Origin of the sequence: Lysinibacillus sp. BNK-21 (genome assembly GCF_048684915.1) — a bacterium.
Taxonomy (GTDB): domain Bacteria; phylum Bacillota; class Bacilli; order Bacillales_A; family Planococcaceae; genus Lysinibacillus; species Lysinibacillus capsici.
The window spans coordinates 1,350,746-1,376,925 of the sequence record NZ_JBLQTS010000001.1; the positions used below are offsets into that span (position 1 = coordinate 1,350,746).

Annotated in this window: 39 protein-coding genes; 36 read left to right on the top strand and 3 right to left on the bottom strand. The window is 36.6% G+C overall.

Features of this window, described 5'->3' with window-relative positions; genetic code table 11:
- Positions 1-115 precede the first annotated feature (115 nt).
- Positions 116-883 (top strand): CsxC family protein, encoded by a 768-nt coding sequence (locus tag ACMGGO_RS06775; protein WP_054550096.1) that lies wholly within the window; start codon positions 116-118, stop codon positions 881-883.
- A gap of 216 nt (positions 884-1,099) precedes the next feature.
- Here the strand turns inward: ACMGGO_RS06775 and mtaB are convergent, their stop codons facing one another.
- The 3 genes from mtaB to ACMGGO_RS06790 form a co-directional block, all read right to left on the bottom strand.
- Positions 1,100-2,449 (bottom strand): tRNA (N(6)-L-threonylcarbamoyladenosine(37)-C(2))-methylthiotransferase MtaB, encoded by a 1,350-nt coding sequence (gene mtaB / locus ACMGGO_RS06780; RefSeq protein WP_420281680.1) that lies wholly within the window; start codon positions 2,447-2,449, stop codon positions 1,100-1,102.
- A gap of 197 nt (positions 2,450-2,646) precedes the next feature.
- On the bottom strand, positions 2,647-4,560 hold the full coding sequence (locus ACMGGO_RS06785) for a recombinase family protein (protein ID WP_420281681.1): 1,914 nt from the start codon (positions 4,558-4,560) through the stop codon (positions 2,647-2,649).
- 531 nt (positions 4,561-5,091) lie between these two features.
- A complete protein-coding gene (locus ACMGGO_RS06790; protein ID WP_420281682.1) occupies positions 5,092-5,466 on the bottom strand; it encodes a helix-turn-helix domain-containing protein in 375 nt (124 codons plus the stop codon).
- Between the two features lie 145 nt (positions 5,467-5,611).
- On the opposite strand from ACMGGO_RS06790, the gene ACMGGO_RS06795 reads away from it, so the two are divergent.
- The 35 genes from ACMGGO_RS06795 (at position 5,612) to ACMGGO_RS06965 (ending at position 26,167) form a co-directional block, all read left to right on the top strand.
- Positions 5,612-5,770, top strand: a complete 159-nt coding sequence (locus ACMGGO_RS06795; RefSeq protein ID WP_349531973.1) for a hypothetical protein — start codon at positions 5,612-5,614, stop codon at positions 5,768-5,770.
- Between the two features lie 128 nt (positions 5,771-5,898).
- Complete coding sequence (locus ACMGGO_RS06800; protein WP_420281683.1) at positions 5,899-6,075, top strand: hypothetical protein; 177 nt, start codon at positions 5,899-5,901, stop codon at positions 6,073-6,075.
- Positions 6,065-6,421: a hypothetical protein gene (locus tag ACMGGO_RS06805; protein WP_420281684.1), complete on the top strand. Its 357-nt coding sequence runs from the start codon at positions 6,065-6,067 to the stop codon at positions 6,419-6,421. Before ACMGGO_RS06800 ends, ACMGGO_RS06805 begins: the two co-directional genes overlap by 11 nt.
- Before the next feature lie 36 nt (positions 6,422-6,457).
- On the top strand, positions 6,458-6,808 hold the full coding sequence (locus ACMGGO_RS06810) for a hypothetical protein (protein ID WP_420281685.1): 351 nt from the start codon (positions 6,458-6,460) through the stop codon (positions 6,806-6,808).
- 287 nt (positions 6,809-7,095) lie between these two features.
- A complete protein-coding gene (locus ACMGGO_RS06815; RefSeq protein ID WP_301254000.1) occupies positions 7,096-7,263 on the top strand; it encodes a DUF6906 family protein in 168 nt (55 codons plus the stop codon).
- A 222-nt stretch (positions 7,264-7,485) separates the two neighbouring features.
- Positions 7,486-8,430: a rolling circle replication-associated protein gene (locus ACMGGO_RS06820; RefSeq protein ID WP_420281686.1), complete on the top strand. Its 945-nt coding sequence runs from the start codon at positions 7,486-7,488 to the stop codon at positions 8,428-8,430.
- A complete protein-coding gene (locus ACMGGO_RS06825) occupies positions 8,387-9,142 on the top strand; it encodes a ParA family protein (protein WP_420281687.1) in 756 nt (251 codons plus the stop codon). Before ACMGGO_RS06820 ends, ACMGGO_RS06825 begins: the two co-directional genes overlap by 44 nt.
- A 27-nt stretch (positions 9,143-9,169) precedes the next feature.
- Entirely contained in the window at positions 9,170-10,147 is a 978-nt protein-coding gene (locus tag ACMGGO_RS06830; RefSeq protein ID WP_420281688.1) for a ParB/RepB/Spo0J family partition protein, read from the top strand.
- 58 nt (positions 10,148-10,205) lie between these two features.
- Positions 10,206-10,445 (top strand): hypothetical protein, encoded by a 240-nt coding sequence (locus ACMGGO_RS06835; RefSeq protein ID WP_420281689.1) that lies wholly within the window; start codon positions 10,206-10,208, stop codon positions 10,443-10,445.
- A gap of 32 nt (positions 10,446-10,477) precedes the next feature.
- On the top strand, positions 10,478-11,017 hold the full coding sequence (locus ACMGGO_RS06840; protein WP_420281690.1) for a Holliday junction resolvase RecU: 540 nt from the start codon (positions 10,478-10,480) through the stop codon (positions 11,015-11,017).
- A gap of 2 nt (positions 11,018-11,019) precedes the next feature.
- Complete coding sequence (locus ACMGGO_RS06845; protein ID WP_420281691.1) at positions 11,020-11,214, top strand: hypothetical protein; 195 nt, start codon at positions 11,020-11,022, stop codon at positions 11,212-11,214.
- Between the two features lie 16 nt (positions 11,215-11,230).
- Entirely contained in the window at positions 11,231-11,542 is a 312-nt protein-coding gene (locus tag ACMGGO_RS06850; protein WP_420281692.1) for a hypothetical protein, read from the top strand.
- 121 nt (positions 11,543-11,663) lie between these two features.
- A complete protein-coding gene (locus ACMGGO_RS06855; RefSeq protein ID WP_420281693.1) occupies positions 11,664-11,894 on the top strand; it encodes a hypothetical protein in 231 nt (76 codons plus the stop codon).
- Complete coding sequence (locus ACMGGO_RS06860) at positions 11,891-12,181, top strand: hypothetical protein (protein ID WP_420281694.1); 291 nt, start codon at positions 11,891-11,893, stop codon at positions 12,179-12,181. Before ACMGGO_RS06855 ends, ACMGGO_RS06860 begins: the two co-directional genes overlap by 4 nt.
- Before the next feature lie 43 nt (positions 12,182-12,224).
- Entirely contained in the window at positions 12,225-12,524 is a 300-nt protein-coding gene (locus tag ACMGGO_RS06865; RefSeq protein ID WP_306431970.1) for a MazG nucleotide pyrophosphohydrolase domain-containing protein, read from the top strand.
- A gap of 29 nt (positions 12,525-12,553) precedes the next feature.
- Complete coding sequence (locus ACMGGO_RS06870; protein ID WP_420281695.1) at positions 12,554-12,748, top strand: hypothetical protein; 195 nt, start codon at positions 12,554-12,556, stop codon at positions 12,746-12,748.
- Positions 12,749-12,808: 60 nt separating this feature from the next.
- Positions 12,809-13,006, top strand: a complete 198-nt coding sequence (locus ACMGGO_RS06875) for a hypothetical protein (protein ID WP_420281696.1) — start codon at positions 12,809-12,811, stop codon at positions 13,004-13,006.
- An 82-nt stretch (positions 13,007-13,088) separates the two neighbouring features.
- Positions 13,089-13,232: a hypothetical protein gene (locus tag ACMGGO_RS06880; protein WP_420281697.1), complete on the top strand. Its 144-nt coding sequence runs from the start codon at positions 13,089-13,091 to the stop codon at positions 13,230-13,232.
- A gap of 69 nt (positions 13,233-13,301) precedes the next feature.
- Positions 13,302-13,796 carry a hypothetical protein gene (locus ACMGGO_RS06885; protein ID WP_420281698.1) on the top strand — a complete coding sequence of 165 codons (495 nt, stop codon included), beginning with the start codon at positions 13,302-13,304 and terminating at the stop codon, positions 13,794-13,796.
- Positions 13,797-13,835: 39 nt separating this feature from the next.
- Positions 13,836-14,006, top strand: coding sequence for a hypothetical protein (locus ACMGGO_RS06890; RefSeq protein WP_420281699.1), 171 nt, complete (start codon positions 13,836-13,838; stop codon positions 14,004-14,006).
- 288 nt (positions 14,007-14,294) lie between these two features.
- Complete coding sequence (locus ACMGGO_RS06895; RefSeq protein ID WP_420281700.1) at positions 14,295-15,092, top strand: hypothetical protein; 798 nt, start codon at positions 14,295-14,297, stop codon at positions 15,090-15,092.
- Between the two features lie 25 nt (positions 15,093-15,117).
- On the top strand, positions 15,118-15,252 hold the full coding sequence (locus ACMGGO_RS06900) for a hypothetical protein (protein WP_420281701.1): 135 nt from the start codon (positions 15,118-15,120) through the stop codon (positions 15,250-15,252).
- Positions 15,253-15,388: 136 nt separating this feature from the next.
- Entirely contained in the window at positions 15,389-15,937 is a 549-nt protein-coding gene (locus ACMGGO_RS06905; protein ID WP_420281702.1) for a hypothetical protein, read from the top strand.
- A 624-nt stretch (positions 15,938-16,561) separates the two neighbouring features.
- The gene (locus tag ACMGGO_RS06910; protein WP_420281703.1) at positions 16,562-16,822 is read left to right on the top strand and encodes a DUF2829 domain-containing protein; all 261 of its coding nucleotides are present in this window, start codon (positions 16,562-16,564) and stop codon (positions 16,820-16,822) included.
- The gene (locus tag ACMGGO_RS06915; RefSeq protein ID WP_420281704.1) at positions 16,822-17,046 is read left to right on the top strand and encodes a DUF7681 family protein; all 225 of its coding nucleotides are present in this window, start codon (positions 16,822-16,824) and stop codon (positions 17,044-17,046) included. Before ACMGGO_RS06910 ends, ACMGGO_RS06915 begins: the two co-directional genes overlap by 1 nt.
- Before the next feature lie 140 nt (positions 17,047-17,186).
- Positions 17,187-17,645, top strand: a complete 459-nt coding sequence (locus tag ACMGGO_RS06920) for a hypothetical protein (protein ID WP_420281705.1) — start codon at positions 17,187-17,189, stop codon at positions 17,643-17,645.
- 143 nt (positions 17,646-17,788) lie between these two features.
- Positions 17,789-18,376, top strand: coding sequence for a helix-turn-helix domain-containing protein (locus ACMGGO_RS06925; protein WP_420281706.1), 588 nt, complete (start codon positions 17,789-17,791; stop codon positions 18,374-18,376).
- Positions 18,377-18,382: 6 nt separating this feature from the next.
- The gene (locus tag ACMGGO_RS06930; RefSeq protein ID WP_420281707.1) at positions 18,383-19,744 is read left to right on the top strand and encodes a phage terminase large subunit; all 1,362 of its coding nucleotides are present in this window, start codon (positions 18,383-18,385) and stop codon (positions 19,742-19,744) included.
- 32 nt (positions 19,745-19,776) lie between these two features.
- Positions 19,777-20,151 carry a hypothetical protein gene (locus ACMGGO_RS06935; protein ID WP_420281708.1) on the top strand — a complete coding sequence of 125 codons (375 nt, stop codon included), beginning with the start codon at positions 19,777-19,779 and terminating at the stop codon, positions 20,149-20,151.
- 250 nt (positions 20,152-20,401) lie between these two features.
- Positions 20,402-20,647 (top strand): hypothetical protein, encoded by a 246-nt coding sequence (locus ACMGGO_RS06940; protein WP_420281709.1) that lies wholly within the window; start codon positions 20,402-20,404, stop codon positions 20,645-20,647.
- Positions 20,648-20,650: 3 nt separating this feature from the next.
- Positions 20,651-22,726, top strand: coding sequence for a portal protein (locus ACMGGO_RS06945; protein WP_420281710.1), 2,076 nt, complete (start codon positions 20,651-20,653; stop codon positions 22,724-22,726).
- Positions 22,723-23,787 (top strand): hypothetical protein, encoded by a 1,065-nt coding sequence (locus tag ACMGGO_RS06950; RefSeq protein WP_420281711.1) that lies wholly within the window; start codon positions 22,723-22,725, stop codon positions 23,785-23,787. The genes ACMGGO_RS06945 and ACMGGO_RS06950 overlap by 4 nt, the downstream gene beginning before the upstream one ends.
- Before the next feature lie 19 nt (positions 23,788-23,806).
- Positions 23,807-24,967 carry a phage major capsid protein gene (locus ACMGGO_RS06955; protein WP_420281712.1) on the top strand — a complete coding sequence of 387 codons (1,161 nt, stop codon included), beginning with the start codon at positions 23,807-23,809 and terminating at the stop codon, positions 24,965-24,967.
- Between the two features lie 145 nt (positions 24,968-25,112).
- A complete protein-coding gene (locus tag ACMGGO_RS06960) occupies positions 25,113-25,688 on the top strand; it encodes a recombinase family protein (RefSeq protein ID WP_301254024.1) in 576 nt (191 codons plus the stop codon).
- Positions 25,689-25,750: 62 nt separating this feature from the next.
- Entirely contained in the window at positions 25,751-26,167 is a 417-nt protein-coding gene (locus ACMGGO_RS06965) for a hypothetical protein (RefSeq protein ID WP_420281713.1), read from the top strand.
- Positions 26,168-26,180 lie beyond the last annotated feature (13 nt).

The window sequence follows — 26,180 nt, forward strand, 5'->3', positions numbered from 1 at the left end:
ATTCAAATAAAATGAATATAAAACTAATATATACGTCCATGTATAGATTTAAATGCTACATATTCTAGCGATAGGAGAGCTCTCTAATACTAAAAAAATGAAATGAGGGAATTTTTTGAGCGATCAATTAGAAAGCCAATTTCAACCTTGTCCTGTAACATCAACTGAACAAATTCCATTAACGAATGAGATTACACCAGTAGTCACTACTCCAGTTACAACGCCAACTATCAAAGTTCCAGTTGTATTGGCAGAACCAACACTGCAAATCGTTGTTGAGTCGGATATTACACTTAGCCCTGCTGCTACAGAAATCAAACGAGTGAAAAAGAATGTCTTCCTAAATCAAGTGAAACTTGTACCAGTTAGCTTTGCACGTATTGGTGGCACTGATTTCTTTAGAGTAACAAGAGCTAAATTATTTGTAGCAGGACATATTCGGAAAAATATAGAATATGCTTCATCAGCATGTAATGGGGCACTTCGAGATAGAATTGCTGACGTTCCGTTTTCTGGTTTTACAGATCTTATTTTCCCACAAACACCTGGAGGCGCAACACCAATCTTAGGCATTTCCGAGTTTGCTGAAGCGAACTTCCTTAACGAAAGAACACAAATGGATGCTCGATTAGATAAGGCTTTCTTCCAAAATCTTGTTAAATACAATGAACAACCATTTGGTGAATTAGTAGCTGCCAACTTCTTTGAACTTGATTTTTCACCGATTATGGCGGCTCCTGAAGGGACATTCAGTACATTACGTGAAAAAATTGTCTTAGAACTTACTGTAAAAGTATTGCAAGTTCAACAAATCCGCCTTGGTGCTGGCAGTAGCGTAATAACGCCTGTTCTTTTAGGACTTACACCTCCTCCTAGTCCTTGATAAATGCTAGTTTAGAGGACAGTAGAATATTATAATATATTAACAAAGCTGGTAGTACAGATGGATATTTTGTTTGTACTACTAATTTTCTTATAGGAGCTGTCAATCTTTAAAAGCATTTATCAATATTATGAAAAATCAGATACAAGTGAATGATTAGCTTCATTAAAAGGAAAAAGGGTTGCCATATAAAATGGGCAACCCTTTTTTCATTATTTATTTCACTGTTTCTAAAACGCGTACAAATTGTCCTTTTGAGTGAGGGTAGCCTGCTTGTGTAATTTTTACTTTTACAAGTTGTCCGATTAGACTTTCTGGACCCTCAAAAACTATTTTTAAGTAATTGTCTGTATAGCCTGTTAGAAGGCCTTCTTCTTCACTGCCATCATGCACAAATTCTTCAGGGATAACTTCTAGCACTTGATCTTCAAAACGAGAAGCATACTCTTTTGCTAGCTGATCGTTTAAAGAGATGAGTCGATGCACACGCTCATTTTTAATGTCTTCATCAATTTGATCTTCCATACGTGCAGCAGGGGTTCCCGTACGAGGAGAGAATGGGAAAACGTGTAGCTCAGAAAATTTATGATCGCGAATAAAGTTATATGTGTCCATAAACTCTTCCTCTGTCTCACCTGGAAAACCAACGATTACATCAGAAGTAACAGCTAAATCAGGTAAAGCCTCATGTAATTTTGTTAAACGTTCACCGAAGAACTCCATTGTATATTTACGTCGCATACGTTTTAATACTGTATCAGAACCAGATTGAATAGGGATGTGTAAATGATTCACGACAATCTTTGATTCACGTAGTACTTCAATTACTTCATCTGTTAATTGACTAGCCTCAATGGATGAAATACGAAGACGCTTTAAGCCTGTTACATTGGCCTCTAAATCACGTAGTAATTGAGCAAGATTATAATCTTTTAAATCCTGACCATAGCCACCTGTATGAATACCAGTTAAGACAATTTCAAGATAACCAGCATCTACTAATTGCTGTGCTTGATGTAATACTTCTTGTGGGTCACGAGAACGCATTAAACCACGTGCCCATGGAATAATACAAAATGTACAGAAATTGTTACAGCCTTCTTGGATTTTTAACGAAGCACGTGTACGGTCTGTAAATGCTGGTACATCTAATTCTTCGTATACTCGGTTTTTCATAATATTACGTACAGCATTAATCGGTTGTCGTTCCGCACGATATTGTTCAATATAACCAAGTAATTTCGTACGATCTTGTGTTCCAACAACAATATCAACACCAGGGATTGCCATAATTTCTGCAGGGGATGTTTGTGCATAGCATCCCGTTACACAAATAACTGCATCCGGATTTTGGCGAATTGCTCGACGAATAACCTGACGTGATTTTTTATCTCCAGTATTCGTAACTGTGCATGTATTAATGACGTAAACGTCTGCTTGTTGATCAAATTCTGTTCGATCATAGCCTTCTTCTTTAAACAGCTGCCAAATTGCTTCTGTTTCGTAATGATTTACTTTACAACCTAACGTATATAGAGATACGGTTTTCGTAAGCTCGTAACTCATGTTTTAATTCATCCTTTCAATTGCACTTTGTAACTGTGCTAAAATAACTTTTGAGTATATTCGATACTTGAATTATGATAACATAAACTATTTAAAATCAATACTTTAAAGAATCTTTAAACTCGTCCATATAAGTAAAAAAGTAAAGAGAGGGTCAGAAGCTTTCTGTCCTTCTCTTTACTATTTACATAATATTACTAATTATGTTGTTTTTCGTTGTAATGATAACGTGTAGCTGTAGATTGCCCAGTTTTTATAATAATCTCACGCTCAATTAATTCGCTTAGTAAAGTAAAGATACCATCACGAGTTATGTTAGTAGCCTTTTGCAAATCAGCACGTGAAGTGGGTCCGTTGTCTTTCAAGTACTCGATTACCGCACCTTCATAATTTTTGTACTGCATCTTAGCTGGTGCAGAGGATTTGCTCTGCGTAAGTGATTTATACGCAAATGTATGTGTAATACCATTTTTAAAAGTAATGGATTGGACACGTTTATCAATAACTACAATATTATCAATTATGGTGTGCATGAAATCAGATAACGCTTCTCTGCCAACAATTTCGGATAATTCACGGTAATCAACTTGTCGAGCTTGTTGCATTTCTTTAGTGATTAAAAAATGTTGTGCGTAATCAATGAATACATCACTGGTTTTATCCTCACTTTTTTGTTTCGATATATTAATTTCTTCGTCAATTTCTTCTAAGCGTTCTTGAAAATCACGCTTTTTAAAAATATAATCCTTTTGGCTAATTGCTTCTTCTTCTTCACCAAAATAATACAAATCCTCTAATTTTTTAAGTGCTCTCTCATACTTAGCTTTCTCTTTTTGTAAACGTTCAATTTCGAGGTTAGGCATGTCCATTTCATCTTTTGTATTAATGGAGTATTCTTGTCCAGACATATTGTTTGTTAGGGCAAAGTAGGTTTCCTTTAAAGATTCGTTATCTACACCAACTACATCAATAAAAGGATTGCCACGTAGTAAGGCTCTTTCCATGTCACGCAAAGAGTGTTTAGGTGTTATGCGTTCTTGTAGTCTAATTAGGTTAGAGACATAATTAAAAATAAATGGCCCAATAATAATATCACTAACGTAATTGCTGCATCGTTTTGCACCACCCGATGTAACGCATGTATATCGAGAAGGACGATAGCCGTCTTTTCGTGCTACATCTAATCCAGAAGTAAGAAGTGAATTACATTTGCCACAGTACAACATTTTAGAAAAGATATGCTTGTGAATATCTGCACGCTGAACATCGGTTAAACCTCTATAATTATCAGATAACAGTTTGTTTACTCGTTCGTACTGTTCCTTTTCGATAATGCCAGGATGGTTATTTTCAACAACAATCCATTCCTCTTTGTTTTTAAGCCTTCTGCTACCTCCACTTTCACGCATGTTGTAGCGGTATGTCCCGATATAGAAAGGATTTCGTAAAATATCACGGACTGTCTTGGCTGTCCATTGACCGTTACGTTTAGTAGCAATATTTTCATCATGTAAACGGTATGCCACTTTCAATGTGGAACGTAATGTTTCGTATAAATTATAGATATATTGAACAATTTTTGATTCTTCAGGATCAATGACTGGAAATTTTTCTTCTTCAGACCATACATAACCGAATGGAACAGTTGCACCGTTCCATAATCCTTTTTCAGCACGTGATAACATAATTGAGAATACACGTTCAGCAGTCAACTTTCGTTCTAATTCAGCGAATACAAGTATTATTTTTAACATTGCTTCGCCCATTGCTGTAGATGTATCGAATTGTTCGTTTTTTGAAACGAAAGTGACTTTACACTCTTTTAATTCTTCGTACATCTCCGAAAAATCTTTGAGGTTACGAGATATTCTATCAATCTTCCAAACAAGTAAATGTGTAAATTCTCCATTTCGGATACGCTTCATCATTTCTTGATATTTTGGGCGGTCAGTATTCTTAGCTGAATAACCAGCATCTTCAAATATTTCTACATCTTCTATATTTAAAGCGTATTTAGCGTAATTTTCCAACTCTTGGCGTTGAAAGGGCAATGAATCTTTGTCAATTTGGTGTAATGTGCTCACACGTACATATAAAGCTGCTTTCTTCAACTATAATTCCTCGCTTTCATTCAAAAGAGCCATAATTCTTACATTCTCTTTATATTTGTATATTAGTCATGGTAGGAAATAGATTTCAACCTTTTTCACGTAATTGCTTAATTATAACAAAATGCTGTAAAAACTTTGAAAAAATGGTTAAATGACAGTAATTTCATTTTGGCAAATTTTTACATAATTCGACAAGAAATAGTCAATTGGTAACGGAGGAAATGTATATAGAGGAAAATATTTCTTCATATGTCGAAGCTAGTCGTACAAAATAATTATGAAAATTAGGTATATGGATATAAAATAAGATTAACCCAATATTGTCGAATGTTGTCATTATTGGATTGTTTTAAGATACATAAAATATAATTGGTAAGAACATAAGTTCGGTGTATAATGTACTAAGAGGTGGTAAGAGTGAAGAAAAGTTTAATAAAAATGATTGAAGAATTAAATGATGAAAAATTAATACGTAGGTTGTTTTATTTAGTAAAAGCGGCAATAAAAAAAAGTAGCTCTGACGAATAAGAGCTACTTTTTTAATTGTTTAGCAAGCATACCATCAATAAGCTGGTGAAGCATCAATAAGTAATCATCATCGAGTTCACTTGCCTTTGAAATAATATCCTTTATCATGTCATTTTCTGAAGCTAGAATCTTCCCAAGCTTTTCAGAAAAGAGATCTTCTTCGTTAATAGCACTATAAACTTCACCTTCCCCAGTTTTTAACCAATTTTCACTTACTCCAAATTTAATACACAAATGGTTTATGAATAGTTCTGGTGGTTCAACTAGCCCATTCTCATACTTCGCAACTACATTTCTGGAAACAGCTAAGCGCTTGCCGAATTCCTCCTGTGAAAGCCCATTTTCTTTTCTAATTTCTTGTATTCGTTCCCCAATCATCAAATAAACACCGCCTTTCCTATATGGTACAAAAAATAGTTTGTTCCTGCAAGAACGAAATATACCGAAAAAAATTATTTTGTTCTTGAAAGAACACGAAAAAGGTGTTATATTGTTCCCAAGAGAACGCAATGAGGTGATAAACATGGCGAAAGAAGAAGAAATTACAAATGTACTAGAAAAACTAAGAATGCTAGATAACGACCAATTAATGTTTATTGTTGGAGCTACCAATGCATTCTATCTAACTCAACAACAAGCAAAAGAACAAAAGAAAGATATTGTTGAAAAAGTGGTTTCGTAAATACTTTCAGCAAAAAAGTATTGAAGCGCTGTGATACCGAGCCGATGACGGTATAAATAATTCGGACTTATAGCTTATAAGACGGTAGCAACGTCAATTTTTTGCAATTTTTATAGGAGGTAAAAGCAATGTCTAGTACAGATACATCACAAATGGAAAAGATAAAGAAAGCACTAGAGAAATATGGGATTTTTAACGAGGAACAGTTACACGCAGCAGTCAAAAATATGACACCACTCAACATTGGATGTATGGTTTCCCCTGTTCCTTCTAGGAAAGAGATGGGGAATCAATATGCCAAATGATGTGACGCTTGAAGCAATTAAAGCATTTGTTCAAAGAGTAATTGCGAGTCAAAAAACGGTTAAGTATTTATTTGAATTAGAAACAGACATGTATTTATTTAGTTCTGTTTCTGAATACCACAACCTGCGAGCGGAATTAATTAAAGAAGCGGAAGCCCTTGGTATAAATGCAATTAGTCAGAAAGAGCAGGGGATAGTGGTTTCTTTATTACCACAAGTTTTCGAAAATTTGAATTTAAAAATCACTAATAGCAAAGACGAGGGAATTTTTTTGAGTTGTGAATCCAATATTGGCGACATGATTTTGGTTACTTACAAACTTCAGTTAGATATTTCAGCAATGTAAACAATGCAGTTATTTAAAGATATAGGAGGAATGAGGATGCTTAATCAATTACAGGAAGCGTACAACAAAGGGCTAGAAAATTTGGTATTCGTCGATTTTTCGAATAAAGATGTTTCTGGTGAAAAGAAAATATCCGAGTTTGAACTAGCAAATCAAAAAGCGTGTTGCCAGGATGTATTGCAAGTAATTAATTTACATTTGCGTAATGGAGATTATGACTCGATTCGTGAGCGAATAGTGGCACTAGAAAACAGTGTTGATTACATGGAGAGCTTGGAAAAACAAATCAAGGGAAAGTGCGGAACAGGATTCTATGACATTGCTGATAGCCTCTTAGAAAAAGGAGTACAAGCAAAGGTGGTAAAGTTCAATGCGCATCAAAATTAGGGCGTGGAAAAACATGACGGTGAAACAACGCATTAGGTGTTTAGGTTATTTCTCCAATAAAAAACTGCTCAATCGTTGGAGCGATCAAGCAGCTTAAATGTACTGATTTGTTTAGTCAATAAAAACAGTATATCAAGAAACGGTGCGAGTGTCTACTCGCTTCCGTCAAGCAGTCTATAAATCTATAACTCCCCCTTTAAGTGTCATATAAAGATGCGCTAAATATTTATAGGCTGCTTGATGGGATAACCTATCAAGCATGACAAAATAATGGAAGGAGCATTGTTATGAAAGTAAAACGTCCACGAAAATTCACTCGTTCAGAAAAAATGTACCTAAGCAGTATGCGTCTGAATTGTAAAAACTGGCTATTTGTATCTTCGGACGAGCAGTATTGGAACATTAAAAACAAAGAAAAGGGGCACATCAAAAAAGTGCCTGCTCCAACAAAATAAAAAATTGCTAACTACTGCACATAGCTAGCAATCTAAATCTCTGTGCCGTACCTCATATAAGTACGGCTTTTATTTGACTATTGCCAAATACCTTAACGCTAGTATAGCAACCTTCATGGCAACCAGTCAATTACGTCCTTGTAATAGATATTATATTTACGACTATGCTCAAAATTTAACAAGGCTAATAGATTATTAACAACATCACGGGAGAGAGTTGCCATGAGTAAAAGAAAGAACCAGGTTAAATATGTATTAGCAGCTTATGAGGAATCGTTTGCAATAGAAAAAAAGAATAGTAGTGAAGCTCATATTGAGAGTTTACGTTCGGACTCATTAGCAGGGTATCGAGTGAAAACGATTAAGAGTGGTCCAATTCTGGAAGTGGAAGCATATCCGTTTTGGAAAATACCACAGTCACGGAAAAAAAGGAGTGAAGAAAGTAGCCAAGCACAAAAGAATCTGAATGATAAAAATACAAAAAAACATGTAACAAGGCTAATTAACGCTAATTTCAGAAGTTTTGTGGATTTATGGCTAACGTACACATACCCACCAGGGAAAATGCCAGCAGATTTTGAGCAAGCAAAGAAGGATATGACGAACCTTATCAGACGAATGAAAAATTGGTTGAAAAAGCGGGAGCAGTACAAAGGGTTTGAACTGAAATACATCTATGTCACAGAGCATACACGAGATGGAAATAAAGTGAGGGCACACCATCACATGGTTACGAACTTTCCTGACAGAGACATTGCGGAAGAGTTGTGGAATTGTGGGGGGCGTACTCAATCCCGACGACTACAAGGTGATGATTTCGGCTTTGAAGGAATGGCTCGCTATATCACTAAAGAAAAAGGCAACAAAACTATGAAGCGGTATACACCATCAAGGAATTTAAAACAACCAACCGTTACAGTTGCAGATACTAAATTAACACGTAGACGTGCTGAAAAGATTGCTAAGGAAGAAATTTCAGCGCAAGAAACATTTGAATCATGGCACAAAGGCTATCAATTCAAAGACATGCAAGTGCAATTTTCTGATTTTGTAAGTGGAGCGTATTTGTATGTCCGAATGAAGCGGATAGACTCACCAATAAAACAAAAAGGAGATCGAATGAATGAAAATAATCAGCATTATAAATCTAAAGGGCGGAGTGGCTAAAACCATTTCGTCAATCAATATTGCTTATACGCTTGTAAAAGAACATGGAAAAAAGGTACTGCTTATTGATAATGACAAGCAGGGAAACACATCAAAATTCTTCCGTTTACATGGTGACAATAATGACGGTATTGCGGAATTACTGACTGTACGTGATTTAGATATTAAGGACGTTATACAGCAGACGCAATATGAGGGACTAGATATTATCACAGCAAATATGAATCTGTTACGTGCCAATAAAGAGATATTGTTAGATGTTTCACGTGCACAGCAAACACGTTTACGCAAAGCTTTAGCGCAGCTAGATGATGAATACGATTATTGTATTATCGACAATGCTCCTGACATCAATATGACGGTTATTAATGCACTTGTTGCATCTGATGACGTGTTAGTGCCGATTAAAGTTGACCAGTTCACTTTTGATGGTTTAAAGCAACTTGTAGACCAAATAGAGGATGTAAGGGAGTTTAATGACAATCTTACTTTCCGTGGGTGTTTTATAACGATGTTTCAAAAGAATAGTGTCAATAAGCAAGGAAGCGAATATTTGTTTTCATCCACAGATTATCCACTTTTCCACACAAAGATTCGGAAAACAGTAAAAGTAGATGAAACGACGTTTGCAGGGAAGCCATTGCTAGATTACAAAAAATCTACTGCTGGACAAGACTATCGTGAGTTAGTAAATGAGTATCTAAATATGTGATAGTTTCGGACACAAAGGAGCGGACACATGGGTTTTAATTTAAAACAATTAATGAATGACAAGTCTAAAGAAGCGACAGAAAAAAGCGGAGTGGCATTCAAGATAGACCTTATCCCGATTGAAAAGCTATTTCCATCTGAAATGAATAAGTACGTTGTTAAAGATATAACAGAGCTAAAAGCAAGTATTGAGCTGACTGGATTACAGCAAAATTTAGTTGTTAGAGAAGTCGAAAATGGCTATGAGGTACTTAGTGGTCATAGACGTTTTAAAGCCATGCAAGAGCTTTATGAGGAAGGTAACGAGGAATTTAAACGTATACCGTGCAAAATTCAAAGATCAATGGACGACATACAGGCTGAATTGCAATTAATTATGGCAAATTCAACTACTCGTGAATTAACAGATTACGAGAAAACGTATCAAGCAGCCAGACTAAAAGAACTGCTAACTGAACTGAAGAAAAGTGGTGTTCCGTTCTCTGGAAGAAAACGAGACATCATTGCACAACTTATGAATGTTTCCCCTACGCAAATTGCTCGAATGGACAGCATTAACACTAAGTTAATACCTGAACTTAAAGAAGAATTTAGCGAAGAAAAGATTAATATTACCACGGCTTACGAAATGTCGAGGTTGCCAGAAGAACAGCAGCAAGAAGCGGTTCAGGAATTTAAGGAAGGTAAACCTTTAACGCCAGCCGTTGCAAAAGAAATGCAGCAAGAAGTCATTGAGTCCGAGCAAAAGGAAAAACCTATGACTCATGAATTAGACAGCTATTCCAAGCAATTCGAAGCAATAAAAGCAGGATTGAAAACTTTTATGTATGGCTTTAATAATCAAAGTTTCCGAGTAGGGGACAAGCTAAAAATAAATGAATTTGACTATGACAATCAAGTGTACACGGGGAGATTTGTTGAGGTAAGAGTCACTTATCTTCAAGAAGGTGGAGAGGATGACATACCAGAGGATTACGTCATCATGAGCATTAAAAAACTTAGATAGCAAAAATGCGGTTCATTTAATGGACCGCATTCAAGGTACGTGTAAGGGGCTGTTAGCTATGTCAATTGTTCAACTAAGCATGTTTGACTGCGAAGTAAATATGCGGAATAACGATTACGTCTATCGACAATTGGAGGCGTTACAAATTGGCAGTAACATGCGCATTGGAAACATCCAAGTTAGCCGAACAGAGAAGTTTTATGTCGTTGCCAAAGAAGCGGAATTTGAAGAAGTCTTTAACATTTTCAAATTACAAAAATGCTATGAATTTATCAATGAAAAATTAATGAATAAGTAAATCTACAAAATCAAGTGAGAGGTTGAGGCGCAATGAGAAAACAAAAGCAATCTTATTCACGCAGCCATGCGAACAGAGGGAAAGTGTTCGAAAATTTAATTGACGGGACAAATAAACAATATCGTAATAACAACTTTGCTGACGTCCGTAAAGTGCCAACGCCAGTGAGGATTGTTGAGACAGAAGGAAAAAATGTTGAGGGTAAATTTGGTAGTGCGTCATGGGTGGATTATAGCGGTGTGTATAAAGGGCAAGCCATCATATTTGATGCAAAAGAAATCCGTCGTAGAACTAATTTCCCTTTGAACAACTTAACTAAGAAGCAATATGAGCAATTACATTCTTGGAATTTAAACGGTGCTAAAGCATTTTTATTAATTTGCTTCTGGATAGAAGGGAAAAACGAACCTGAAATTTATCTACTTAAATTTGAGCAATTAGAAACTGCTTGGGTAGCTGGACAACAAGGTGGTTCAAAATCCATACCACTTCAATTTTTCCGAGATCATTGTCCTCGTATTAAGTCAGGTATATATACAGTTCACTATTTAGAAGCGGTAGGAGTTGATTAAACATGGTCGAATATTGGAGTGCTAAACAAGGCGGTGGTTATATCAAGTGTCCAGTTAAGGACTGTAACCATATTGGCAATGTTATTACTGAAGCGCATTGTCGTATAGCACATGGAATGACCCGTCAAGAAGTAAAAGAGAAATATGGATTACCACAAAATGTATCGAAACGTAATAAGAAAATCAAAAATAATTAAAAGGGAGTGTGGAATAATGCTACAGGTTAAAGACAAACGAATTGTTACAACTCGAAAGGTGCATATGTGTTTTGGATGTGAAGAAGAAATTGAAAAAGGTGTAAATGCTGTTTACGTTAATGCCAAAGAAGATGAACAGCGTAACAATTTCCATCTTCATGAAGAATGCAACAAGATAATTGCTAAAGATAAGTGGTTTTCAGGAAGCGGGTTATATCGAGGGTGTATAAAAGATGCAATGAAAACTTCGGAGAAATTAATGTCAATCAATATATTACCGGATGAATTACCGTTCCCAATGCAATTCAATAACAAGGTGGAGGCTTAGTAGATGAAAATTAAATGGTTGTCTTTACCGTTAGAAAAAAGATTGGTTTTAATCAGTAATGCTATTAATGTCATTGGGATATTTAAAAGAAGCGGAAAGTAACTAACCAGGAGGAAGTAGTATGGATAATCCTGTTTTAAGTTATAAAGGCGAGAAAATCGAGGTTAAAAAAATTTTCAACTGTCTGTTTGAAAATGAGGCTACAAAAGAGTTGATTCGAGTTTGGTATCAAGATTTTGATGGTCTCTTAATCTATGAAACATGTTCGGATAGTCTACGGAAAAAGAGAAAAATTTCATCTGGCGAGTTGTTTTGGGATTATGAGAGAGTTTGGGAGGGTGAAAGTACGTGAAAGTTGTTGTATCGAAAGAACAATTTGAACAGGTACGCCAAGTTGAAAAGGTGCTAGGGATAAAGATAGCCTTAGCACCTGAAGAACAGCAGCTACGTGTCGTTGATAATGTAAATGGTCAGTGGGGTGTTTATCAAGTAATCCGTTGCTATAAAAGCATAACAAAATACTTTGCTGAATTGAAACTGATTGAGCCAGCTAAAACAGAACAAGAAGCGGTTATGAAATTTATGGCAGTACAACAAAAGATGGCAAAGAAAGGGAAATTAAAAGTAGTGGTTTATTGAAAGATATTGTTCAGCATTAGAAAAATTTAAGGAGAGATTTTACATGGATATGACAATCAATGGGTTATGTAAAGAAGCACACAAAACAGCAATTCAAAAGGGCTGGTATGACGAACAACGTGAGACGGGCACAATTTTAGCGTTAGTACACAGTGAGGTCAGCGAAGCTCTAGAAGCGGACAGAAAAGGGGAATCACAGAAATTCCAAGAAGAATTAGCTGATGTATGTATCAGGGTGTTCGATTTAGCTGGTTCAAAAGGAATCGACTTAGAATCAATCATCATGGCGAAGATGGCGTATAACAAAACGCGACCATATAAACATGGTGGAAAATTATATTAGGAAGATTCTGTGTTGTAAGGGGTGACAAGTTGGAAAAAGCAGAAGTTATCGAATTTATGGACCGAGTTGCACCAAATGCGGGGGATAGCTTTGGTCCTAATAGGGTGCAACGAAATTTTAGAAGTGGTTATGCAAATGCTGAAAAAGCGATTAACGAATTGGTTGAACTAGGATATTTAGAAGTGATTGTGAAGGGAAGTATTTCATTCTATTTAAGAAAATAAGTGTTCGTTTCAGAAAGATATTGTTTAGCAAGACAATCTTAAAGAGAGGGGCGTATCCTGATGGCAAGTTTAGTACTTGAGGATTTTCATTCAAATATTGAGTGTCCTCAATGCAAGGAGGTTATTGAACACCACGTACAAAAGATTGATGAAAATGGTGATGGACAATCTATCGCTTATTATGCAGAATGCGATATTTGTGACCATATTGAAGATTACAGCATTGAATGCTTTGAAACTTTATTACAACATGCGTGAAATCACTGGAAAGATAGGTGCAGTAGTAATAATTCGTCATTGGACCAATAACAAATATCAAATTAATACTAGGGGGTTCAAAATGGAATCAGTTAAACAAAGATGTGAATGGTGTGGGCGGTTAGGTGAAGAAGATTTAATGATTGATTGTGGTAATTCATTATTAGACACTGACTCTTTATGGTATCACGAAGATTGCTACGATGAAGCTAAAGACAACCAGTAGCAGCTATTGGATATGTGAAAGATATTGTTCAGTAAATGAAATAAATTGTTGAGCAAAGGAGAGATAACAATGTTATCAAGTGAAGATAAAGTAGAACTATTAAATAGTATGGAAATCATTGAAACGGATGGTGATGGAGAAACACTTTTCTATGTGCTAGTTGACTACAACGAAGAAAATTTAGCAACATTAGCGAAAATAGTACCTAATTTAGAACAGTATTTAAAAAATTTTGGTGATGCTGACAATGATAAATCAGCAATTGAAATTTCAATGGCAGCGTGGGAATACACAGAAGCTACGTGGTTTCGAAATGGCAAATTCCATAAAGAAATTGATTACGCACGTTTAAAGTCAGAATTAGCTACTGATGAAAATAAAGACTGGTGTTTCGGTCAAACTAAAAAATGTGCTGAAAAATACGGTTTGAATTTGAGTGAAGAGGATTTTAAAAGATTCTTTAAATTAAGAGTTGGTGACAAAGATATTGATTGGATGATGCGCCATATGAGTGCTTACAAAAAAACTTTCATAGATACGTTAATAACTTATATAACTTATTAACTTAATCAATAATCCAATATGTAGTAAGGTGGCGGAGGAATGAAACAGTTTATTCGATTGTTAAAATACGGTTGGATTCTTAATTGGCACTTGAAAAAGAAGGATAAATTTAATTTGAAAAACCATAGAACAGTGCTTCAGTATCATTATGAAATGGCTCAATTTTATTATGAAAAAATATATGGCGCACCATATAGTTCAAAATTATAGAGATGGAGTGATGATGGTTGAACGCAATACGTAAAGAAGTTAGAAAACGTAGAGCAGAATTGATAAATCAATAGGACCACATTTTCTATTTTGGATGTAAAGGGTGTCCAAAACGTAGAGCATATAAACCTTCCCAAAAATGCAGAGGTTGTAAGGTGTATAAGCAATTAAGAAACATCGGCAAAGAATTAGAGCAGATTAGCAAGGAGCGTAGATGGTCAAAGCAAAATTCACGTACTTACAACAAATGATCGCTTTGCTTCAATGAATAGCGGGGTGAAGTTGGTGTTGAATAAAAAACAAATTCGCCAAAAACGTATGGGACTATTATTGCGAGAAGAAGATATTTCAAAAGTATGTGAGTCTTGTGCTTTAAAGGTGAACCATAACGTAGCTGCTGAAATAGATGGAACAAGTAAATGGAATTTGGGTAACTGCAAAGAAAGTGATTGCACATATTATTTTGAATTGCTGGCAATTGGAAAAGAGTTAGAGAATTTATCGCAGCAAAGGAAGGAGGCGCAAATGGTAATTTCACTGACTGTAGAGCGATATAAAGAATTAAAATCTAAAGGGAAAACAGATAAACAGATAATCACTGAATTTGGTTATAATAACCAAGTTTTTAATGATTGGAAAAGGAAGCATGGATTGATAAAGTCCAGGAAGGAAAATGAAAAAGGGGAAGCAGAGGAAGCTACAAGTGTGTCAGTGGATACTAATAAAGATTTTTCAAAAAGCCAGGTGCAACATTCAAAGCCGCAAACTGTTTTAACAGAAGCGGATTTAAAGAAAGTTTTTGATGAACTTCATCGCCTTCAAAAATTTGAAAAGGAATCGATTTCAGAAAATGAAAAGCTGCTTACACAAAATCTGCAATATGAACAGGCAATAAGTGAACTTGAACAAAATGCTGAACACATGAGAATGAGCCTGGAAGCTGCTTTGGAAGAAAAGGAAGCATTGGAACGTGAAATTAAAAGCCAAGCTAATAATGGTATCACAGAGGGCTATAACCGTTCTCAACAACTAACATTACTTTTGATGAAAGAAGTAATTGAGTTAAGAGAAAAACAAATAGGGTGAACAATATTTAGAAAGGTAGGGTGTTATGGAAAATGAAAGCGTGACAAGAGAAGAAATGTTAGCGTATCTTATGGCATTTGGGCGATTAGTGCCAGAATACTATGAGAAATTGGATGACGAGAAATTAAAAAGGGAATATGAGGAAACAAGAAGGGCATAAAAAAAGAGCAGCAGTCACCTACTACTCAGCCAAACTATACACAAGATAATTATAGCATAAAAAAGAAAGTGTTGTAGTTATCTAAGTTGAAATAAAAGTTTGGTAAGAATTTGAATGTTTCATAGGGGGAAAAACTATGACAGAACAAAAGACACCATTTTTAACAACTGAAGTGATTGAAGTTATTACTAGGGCGGCCGCAGTAGTAGCAATCGAACAGTACAAGCAAGAGTCACAAAACCAAGAAAAACAAAGACATGACCGTAGATTACGTAATGTGAAGCTATTGTTACGTAATTACCGAAGTTTCGTCAAACATGCTTCAGATGTACAAAATGACATTGTGAAATTAGATCGCAAACTTATTATGAATGAACTAGACACAGATGATTTTGCTGTAGAGGCAATAAAACGTTCTAAAAAGCGAACATTATCCATAATTAAATTTTTGGACCGAATGCTAAACGTTTATAAAGAGATGTGTGAGGAAGCGGAATCAGAAGAAGAAGCTAGACGATACCAAACTATCTATCATTTATATCTCGCACCAGAGAAAAAAACTCATGCAGAAATAAGTGAATTTCAGTTTTTGACCGAAAGAACTGTATACAATGATGCTAAGAAAGCTTACGAGGACTTGACAGTATTGATTTTCGGGGTTGATGGTCTACGATTTCAACAATGAGATGTCATTTCAAAAACACTTCATTTTATTTTCATTATTAACAAAGTATGATGATAGTGTAAGACTAATGTGTATATCTGGTAGCGGAGGAAATTAGTCTTTTTAAACTGAAAGGGGTGGTTGATATGTGAACTATGTTTACTTTCCATTTTATTTCAGTCAACTTACTAAACTTACTATTGAAACAAGTGTACGGAAATACACTATAAAAGAACACAATTTTTCTTCTTACAAAATAAGGATGTCTAGCTCTTATTGTGAGAAAAGAGCAAACCACAATTAAATATTTTTACCGCAGTAGACAAGCCTTATCCCTAGCACGGTAAGGCTGATGTAAAAGAGTAGTGGCGGAATAGGTAGACGCTTAGAGAGATAACATAGTACTCTCGACAGTTCGGTAAGGTTAACTTTGCTTTTGCCCATTCAAATATCTTACGTGACTTAAAGGGTAATAAACCTTTATACAAAGCACAGGAGAGGCGCAACCGAATGAGATGTTAACCATACGAGGTGCAAATCCTCGTCTACTTCATTTACTTAAATAGGTTGTGAGAAAAGCATTGTAACAGTATTTCGTTGCAGTGCTTTTTATTATGTTCTAAAAAAGAAACGGAGGTAAATACAATGAATTTTGGTCAAGCGATTGAAGCTTTAAAGTCGGGCAAGAAAGTAGCTCGAAAAGGTTGGAATGGTAAAGGTATGTTTGTTTATTATGTACCTGCTGCATCGTATCCCCCAAGTACAGATGTAATGAAAAGGGCATTCGGTGGAAAAGATGTACCGTATCGTGAGTATCTGGCATTAAAGACAGCACAAAATGATGTTGCCACATGGTCTCCAAGTACTTCAGATTCTTTAGCTGAAGATTGGGAGGTTGTTGAATAATGCCAGAACAAAACAAAACTATTAACCAACAACTTGAAAACAATTTTATGTACCATGCTCCAAAAGAGGGGCAACCTGAAAAGTATGAGGCTATTCGTGCAAAGGTGAAGGAGCTTGCTTATTTAATTGAAGAAGTATGTCCAAACAGTCGTGAAAGATCAGTTGCTATCACTAATCTAGAAACTGCTATGTTTTGGGCAAATGCATCAATTGCTAGAAATTAAGAGTCATCATTCATGATGGCTTTTTATTTTTATTTTGAAGAGTGAGTATTGAGCAAGGTCTACCCCTTACCTTGATAACTCGGTACTTACTCTTGAAAATAAAAATTTGTATCAAAAGATTTAGAAAGGGAGGGTAAGAGGTGCTTAAACAATTATTCTGTTCTCATGACTATAATTGGGACTCTAATATATTTGGAGATGCCATCAATCTTTTTAATGGCAAGAGAACTATTTTGAAATGTTCTAAGTGTGGTAAGTATAAAACGGTTGGTCAATTATTAGTTCCAGCACAAAATGCGCCACAATATACATCTGACGGTTATCATTCGTTTGCGGAGTTATACAATCATAGGATGATTTTGTTTGCAGTTATCTGCAAGAAAAATAAATCAATGTGTTGGAAATCTAAAAAGCATCATGATGACACCATGTACGACAATTATTTTATTGTTGGAATTGATACACCGAATGGACAGTTTACTTACCATTATCATCTGAAACATTGGCATATGTTTGATGTGAAAGAATTGGAAAATGCTCCTAATTGGGATGGTCATACTAGCGATGATGTTGTCCGTCTTTTGCATTTAGTTGATTAGTCTTGTGAAATCATTTGTAAGTGATGTTGTGAGAGTAAAAGAAACGGACAATGTATCACCTACATGTTCCTCGATTACTCTCAATGTCGTTTGATAGATAGTAAAAGAGCAAATAGCGTAAAGAGGGTGATGCCATTGGGAAAATGAATAAAGTTAAGACCAGAGGTAAATACACTGAATGGCTTACAAAAGAAGGTTTATTGAAGATAGAAGGTTGGGCTAGAAATGGCTTAACGGATGAACAAATTGCCCATAACATGGGGATTAGTCGCTCCACTTTAAATGAGTGGAAAAAGAAGTATTCGGACATTTCGGACACCCTTAAAAGAGGTAAGGAAGTTGTTGATATAATGGTAGAAAATTCCTTATTGAAGCGGGCTTTAGGTTACGAATACATTGAGAGAAAGTATGGACAAGTGGCAATGTCCGAGGAAGAACATTATGCAAGGAAACAGGTTGCTGTTAATCAATACAAGTTAGATCATCCAGAAGCTACCCTTGAAGAAATACGTCTTGTTGAAATGAGCGTATCGAAATTTAAAAGTGTATTGGTGGAGGAAAAAACAAAAGAAGTTGCGCCTGACGTAACAGCTCAAATTTTCTGGTTAAAGAACCGCAAGCCTGATAAATGGCGAGATAAGCAGCAAAACGAAATTTCTGGTTCAGGTGGCGGCCCAATAGATGTGGTGTTTAACATCCCTAGACCTCCTAAGAAGGGTGAGAAGGGGTGATAAAGGATGGCACAAACCATAACCATTGATTATGAACCAAACGAAAAACAAGCCCTTTTTCATGCGTCTGACGCTGACCAACTCGTATATGGTGGTGCAAAGGGTGGTGGTAAATCATGCGCTATTGTCATGGAGGCATTAGCGTATGGTATTGAGTATCCAGGAGCTAAAATATACCTATTCCGTGAGACATATGACGACCTTGAAGCCAATTTAATCAGTGAAATGAAAGCTAAGTGGCCCAGCGAATTGTATAAGTATAACGAATCGAAACACATAGCGACTCTCTACAATGGCACAAAAGTTATGTTTCGATTTATTAGTAGCAAGAAAGATGCTGACAGGTATCAAGGGCGTTCTATGGATTTTGTAGGAGTAGACGAGCTTACAAAGTTTGATAAAGCTTGGATTCAAATTCTTTTGTCATGTCTACGTTCTCCAAAAGGGTTTCCGCCACGTTTTAGAGGTACGTGTAACCCTGGTGGGCGTGGTCATGCGTGGGTTAAAGAAGATTTTGTACTAGGGACAAACTATGGAGAAAAAATTCTAATTGACCCAATTACGGGCGGGAAAATGCAGTTTATTCCTGCCTCTGTATATGACAACGTTGTGTTAATGGCGAATGACCCTAACTACGTAAAGCGACTAGAGCACTTGCCTGAAAATGAACGTCGTGCTTTCTTGCACGGGGATTGGGATATATTCTCTGGTCAATACTTTACGGAATGGATGCGTGAAAAACATGTCATTAAACCGTTTGAAATACCTGACCATTGGCGTAGATGGCGTTCTATGGACTGGGGTTTTAATGATAACTGTTCTGTTGGTTGGTATGCGGCAGATGAAGATGGACATGTATACAAATATCGTCAATTGTACGTCCGTGAAATGTTAGCATCTGATATAGCTAAAAAGGTTGTCGAGCTATCAAAAGGTGAAAAAATTCGATATACGGTAGCGGGACATGATTGCTGGCAGAAGCGAGGTAATGACAATGCACAAGGTGAATCTATTGCTGAAACCTTTTTACAAAATGGTGTACCGCTAGAAAAAGCTGATATTTCTCGTGTTGTTGGTTGGCAAAGATTGAGGGAGTATCTTAAAGATGCACCAGACGGAAAGCCTTGGTTTATGGTCTTTGAAAATTGTGCAGACACAATACGCACCTTACCTATGATGATTTATGATGAAAAAAATGTAGAGGACTTAGATGACTCCTTAGAAGATCACGCTGTAGATGAAACAAGGTACTCGCTTATGTCTCGACCATTAAAATCGAAGGCTGCACCACAAGAAGAAAGTAAGGTCAGCAAACTAAAAAAACAAGCAATTAAAAACAGGAAACAACACACTAAGCGATTGATTTAGTGTGTTTCTTTATGTTTTAGGAGGGATTAGGATTGAAGGTCAATCAAGTTCAACTATTTGAAAAAGGGTACAAAAATCGCTGCTCTACATATGGATGTGGTGAAAGAGCAACAAAATATGTAGGTCGTCCAGATGCACCACTTAATGTATCGTATGTGTTATGTGATAAGTGCATAGGTGAGTTGGTACAGTCAATACATGAGCAATATCCTGTGGAAATGGCAAAGGATGAAGCAAACCGTACAGATGTAGATGTGAATGGTTTAACTGAAGCGGTTGCGGATGCTCGTACTCATGCCGAAGTAGATAAAATTGTAAAAGATTACGGTTTGCAAGGAATACAAACTAAAGCAGAAGGTGCAACTGTCCAAGCACGGAAGGATGCAATATTAAAAACGCTGGAATGATGTTCTGGTTTTGTGAAAAAGACCAAGAAATTTTATGCATTAAAAGTTGGGAAATAATTTAGGGTAAGGCTTATAAAGCCCGACAAATCAACAATGTATAAAATCCTGCATAATCAATAAAAAAGGTAGTTTGAGGAACGTTGATATAACAGCGTTTGTGGAAATCCTAACTTCCTGAAACCATTATTATGTAAACCTAAAACGAATGTCATATTCAATTTTTGAATAAAAAGATGAAGGGATGATGTGGGTGATTAACTATATTGTCATTATTGTATTGGTACTTGTTATCTTACTACAAGAGATTATTCATAGCCGAGAGCGGAAAGACTTATATACTCGATTAATGGCTCGTGATCTCTATGAATATAACCACATTACTAAAGGTGTTAGAAATGGCGAGAGTGGTGACAAAACAAAGCAAGGCACTAACATTCTAAAAAAGCGAATTGATACATCATACCAACGTTTACAAGGAGAACAAAGGGAGGTGTGATGATTGGTAGTAGGTGTAATTAAAAATATGATTACTGGAAGTAAAAGCACGGATAAAAGTCGTGAGGACAAGTATGACGAAGAAATAGCGGCCTTTGTCAATCAAGAATATGAGAGTCGTAAATCAGGACGTTTGCCATTTGAGCTTCAATGGAGGCTTAACATCGAATTTCTAAACGGTAATCAATTTTTAGACATTGACCCTACTTCTGTTTCTATTCAAGAGATACCGACAATGTACTGGTATCAGGAAAGAGAAGTATTTAATCAAATGGCAACAATTTACGAAACACGAGTTGCGCAGTTGTCGAGAACGATACCGATGCTTAAAGTGCGTCCAGCGTCACAGGATGACGGAGATATTTCTGCGGCAAGAGTATCATCAAGCCTATTGCAATCAACGTGGCATGAAGAAGATATGGATGTAATTTGGGATGATTTATGTGCGTGGACGGAGCTAACGGGAACAGCTTTTATTAAAAATGTCTGGAATAAAGATAAAGGTCGAACAGTCATGATAATGAGAGTGCCGAAAGAACAACAAGAAAATAAGGCTTCAAATGGAGATACAGAACATGCAAGTCAGTTGCTTGAAGGTGAATACGAGGATGTTGAATTGAAAGAGGGAGATATGGATGTATGTGTCGTTTCGCCTTTTGAATTCTTCCCTGATAACAATTTCGCATCGTCATTAAAGGCGTGTCATAGTGTTATACATGCAAAAGCATATGCCATAAAAGACATTGAAGAAATATGGGGTGTCAAAGTAGAACCTGAAAAAGTCGATGTTATGACATTGCAACAGATACAAGCAGGACTTGGTGGTATTGGTTATAGTGTAGGTGGTTATCGAGGGAAATCTATGCAGTTGAAAAATCATGCAATAGTAAAAGAATATTATGAACGCCCGACAAAGAAGTATCCAAACGGGCGTTTTATTGTGGTCTCAAATAACAAAGTGTTGTCTTTGAGTGAACTACCTTACAAGGTTGGTGACGATGGGAAGCGGGATTTTCCGTTTGTTTTAGCGAGATCAATAAAAAAGCCTGCTCAATTTTGGGGAGGTTCAGTCCTTGAACGAATCATACCTATACAACGACGCTATAACGCACTACGTAATCGGAAAGCAGAGTATCTAAATCTTGTAGCAATGGGACAATGGTACGAGCCTGAAGGTTCTTTAGATGAAGATGTTGAGTTAGATAATTCACCAGGTAATATTATTCGTTATCGTCCAGTAAATGGAGGAAAACCTGAACCTGTATCATTCCCTAACTTACCAGCATCCTTTGAAAATGAAATACAGACACTTTTAAACGAATTTACTGCTATTTCAGGTGTGTCCGAGCTTTCACGATATTCCCAAGCACCAAGTGGAGTTAAGTCAGGTGTGGCGTTATCTATTGCTAATGAACAAGATAATACACGTATTAGTAATACTGCTTCAAATTTGGCACAGTGTATAAAGCTAATGGGTAAGCAATGGTTGAGATTATATCGTCAATTTGTTAAAGAGCCACGTGTCTTGCGTACAGTTGGGCGAGATAGAGATGTAGAAGTGTCCGATTGGACCGTTTCTCAATTGAAGTCTGATGATGTGATTATCGAAAATAGTTCAGCACTTGCCGAAACGCCAGCACAACGTAGACAAATGGTATTCGACATGCTTACAGCAGGCTTGTTTAACAAAGAGGAAACATCCCCTATAAGCAATGCAACTAGAGAAAAAATACTTGAAATGCTCGAATACGGTAACTGGGAAGGTAGCATGATGGAGATGCAACGTCTGCAAGAACAAAAGGCGAAGCGGGAAAATATGCGATTTAAGCAAGGGCAGCCAATTATGATAAATGATTATGACGATGATGTACTACATATCGAAATGCATAATCGTTTAAGAATGAGTGCGGAATATGAAGATATTTTAAATTCGCCCCAAGGTATGGAGATTGACCAAATGCTTAGGGAACATATTGAAATGCACAGACAACGTATCATGATGCGGCAAATGGAACAGTTACAACAACAAATAGCCGTGCAACAGTCACAAACAACTACTAATGGAGGTAAAAATCAATGAAAACAGATTGGTTAGAAAGATATTATAAAACGCTTCTTGACTTGGATTTACAATACTTTGCTGACGGGGAGGGACATCGGTTTGCGGCAGACCCTACGCCAGCAGAGCCACATCCATTTGCTGCTGAAGAAAGTAGCACATTTTCTCGATTCGCAGAGCAACCTAATCCTTTGATTAGTGAGGTTCAAACAGTTGAAACGCCTATATTGCAAGGAGGTGAACAACAACCAATTTTAGGTGACGGACAAGAACAACCACCATCTCAACAACCACAAGAAGAAGTGTTGAAGTTTGGAGATCATGAAATTAAAGCATATGGCGATGATGTAAGGGAATTGCATCGAGACTACACTCAACTAAGTCAAACTGTTCAAAACCAATCGCAAGAATTAGAGCAAGCTCGCCAGTTATTGGCACAGTACCAAACGGTAATGCAACAACAACAGCCGTTACAGCAACCAGAAGTGCAACAACAAACAGCCATTGACCCTGTACGTATGCAAGAACTCCATGAAGAATACCAGGAGCGAATGTATGAAAATAAGTTTGAAGCGGATAAGTGGTGGAATGAACAACCAGAAGTGCAAGAAATGGAGCGTCAACGAATTGAAGCGCTTGTACAACAACGGGTAAATGAAGTAGTTGGACCAATCCAACAAGAGCGAGAAATTAACCAACAGGTATCAGAAGCTAAGGAGCGCTATGAAGATTTCGATAATTATACGGATACAATGCAGGCTTTATTGCAAGAGAGTCCTCAATTAGCAGAGCTACCAAACGCTATTGATAATCTGTACTTCATGGCAAAAGGACGTGTTGCACAAACAGCTCCACAACCAGAGCAACTTTTGAGTGACCCAAGTTTCCAACAACAAATAATTCAAAATGAACAAATTCGAAATATGATTTTACAAAGCTATCAACAAGCAAAAGTGGATAGTCAACCGCCGATAGTTATGGCGCAACAAGTGTCTCAAACTCCTACAAGTCTAGGAGAAAAACGTCCAAAGACGTTAGCTGAAGCATCTGCTGCGTTCATGAAATATCTAGGAAACAAATAATTTAAGAGGTGAAGATAAAATGACAGTATTAAATATGAAAAGTGCAACAGATGCTTTAAAACTCTTTTATTTACCAGGTATACAATACCAATTAAATAATGCAACACCTATTTTAGCAGTAATGGATCGCGACCAAAAATCAGTAGTCGGTGACGAAATTCGTATGGCTTTACGTTATGGCCGTCATGGTGGGATTGGTAACCGTGCTGATGATGGGGATTTACCAACACCTCGCTCTCGTCAAACGAAACAAGCTGCATGGAAAACAAAGAATATTTTTGGACACATTCAAATTTCCGACAAAACAATGCGTGCTTCTCGTGGCGATGGTGCATTTGTATCTTTATTAGAAGCAGAATTAGAAGATGCAATGAATGATGCTAAAGATGATATTGAACGTCAATTATTTGGCGATGGTACAGGTAAAATGGCGACATGCGGAGTTACTACAGCGTCTAATGAGGTTGAGGTTGATGATGCAAAGTATTTTGCTGAAGGGCAAATTATTGATATTGTAACAGCTACAACAGGGCTTGTATTGGCTGCTAATCGAGAAATCCTATCTGTTGACCATGATAGTAATACTATTACTATTGAAGGTGCACCTGTTACAACAGCAAGCACGGATATTGTTACTCGTGCAGGGAATTTTGGGTTAGAATTAACAGGGTTAGATGCTATTTTCACACCAAACAACACCCTTTATAATATTGACCGTACAAAAAACAAGTGGTTCAATCCAACAGTTATCGAAAATGTTGGTACGATTAGTGAAGTGAGAATCCAGGATGCAATTGATAAAGCGGAACGTCGTGCTGCTGGAAAAGTGGATTTGATGGCAACATCATATGGTGTGCGTCGTGCTTATCAAGAACTATTACTTGCAACTAAGCGTACAACAGATGTAATGAAGTTGAAGGGAGGATATAGTGCGCTTCTCTATAACGATATTCCAATGACTGTAAGTAAGTATGCGCCTGAAGGAGTGTTATACGGATTAGACATGTCAACATTTAAGTTGTACCACCTTATGGATTGGACTTGGTTTGATGAGGATGGAGCAATTTTATCACGTGTTTCAAATAAACCAGTATGGTCAGCTACATTGGCGCGCTATATGGATTTAGGTATGAGTAAGCCTGCTGGCTCATTTAAAATGAGTGGTATTACTGAAGCTTAATTTTGTGCGAAAGGGGAGGGGAAACCTTCTCCTTTTTTCATATTCTCATTATCATAACTTTATAGTTTTGACAATGAACCTCCGACCTGATAAGATAGCGGTATAAACGTTATCATAACTTATTATCATAAGTGGGAGGGGTTATATGACTAAATATGGTTATGGTCGAGTATCGACAATTAATCAGGATTTAGAAGCGCAAATACAAGCATTGCAACAAGAAGGATGCGAGGAAATTCACACAGAGAAATTTACTGGCACTACGACAGAACGTCCCATTTTCAACAATTTATTATCACTGTTGAATGAAGGTGACACGTTAGTTGTGACCAAGTTGGACCGATTAGCACGTAATACACGTGAGGGCATTGAGGTAATTGAGAAGTTATTTGCAAAGAATGTGAAAGTACACGTCCTTAATGTTGGGCTGCTAGAGAATACAACTATGGGTCGCTTCTTCCTTACTACGCTATTGGCAGTTGCAGAAATGGAGCGTAATCTTATAATAGAGCGAACGCAGGAAGGTAAGGCAATAGCTAAACAACGAGCAGACTTCAAAGAGGGTAGACCTAAGAAATTTACAAAGAAGCAGCTTGACCATGCATTAAAACTCCTGGATACCAATAGCTACAAAGAAGTTGAAGCATTGACTAATATTTCTGTTGCGACTTTAGCAAGGGAACGTAGAAAAAGAAAAGAATCTGAAATGATAAACGATTGAGCTTAAAATGTTCAATCGTTTTTATTTTGTACATAAAAGAAAGACAAAGGGAGTGCTTTTAGATGAAAGAGAAAAAAAGAAATCAAATACAGGCGGTATTATTTAAGGACCATAACCTAATTCTTATTGAAAATGATGTGTTCAATATATCTAGCCGCATTGAAGAATACGACAAAGATATGTTTATTGTATTCAATAAAAGAAAAAAGGCTTTTGAAATCCATAGCCTTGAATATGCCCCTATGATTGCTTCTCCTAAAGACACATTCCAAACAAACATACCATATAAAGAATTAGATATAAGAACGTTACACCACGTTTACGACAATGACATTAAAGTACACGGGCGTAAGATATTCGAACGTATTGAGCAGCAAGAAGAAATGAGCGAAAAACAAAAGCAACGGGATTATAAAAACTGGTTACGTGCTGTAGCGAGTGAAACAAAATCCATGTTTGCAAAAGATGCTTGGCTATAGGGAGGGGGTGAGA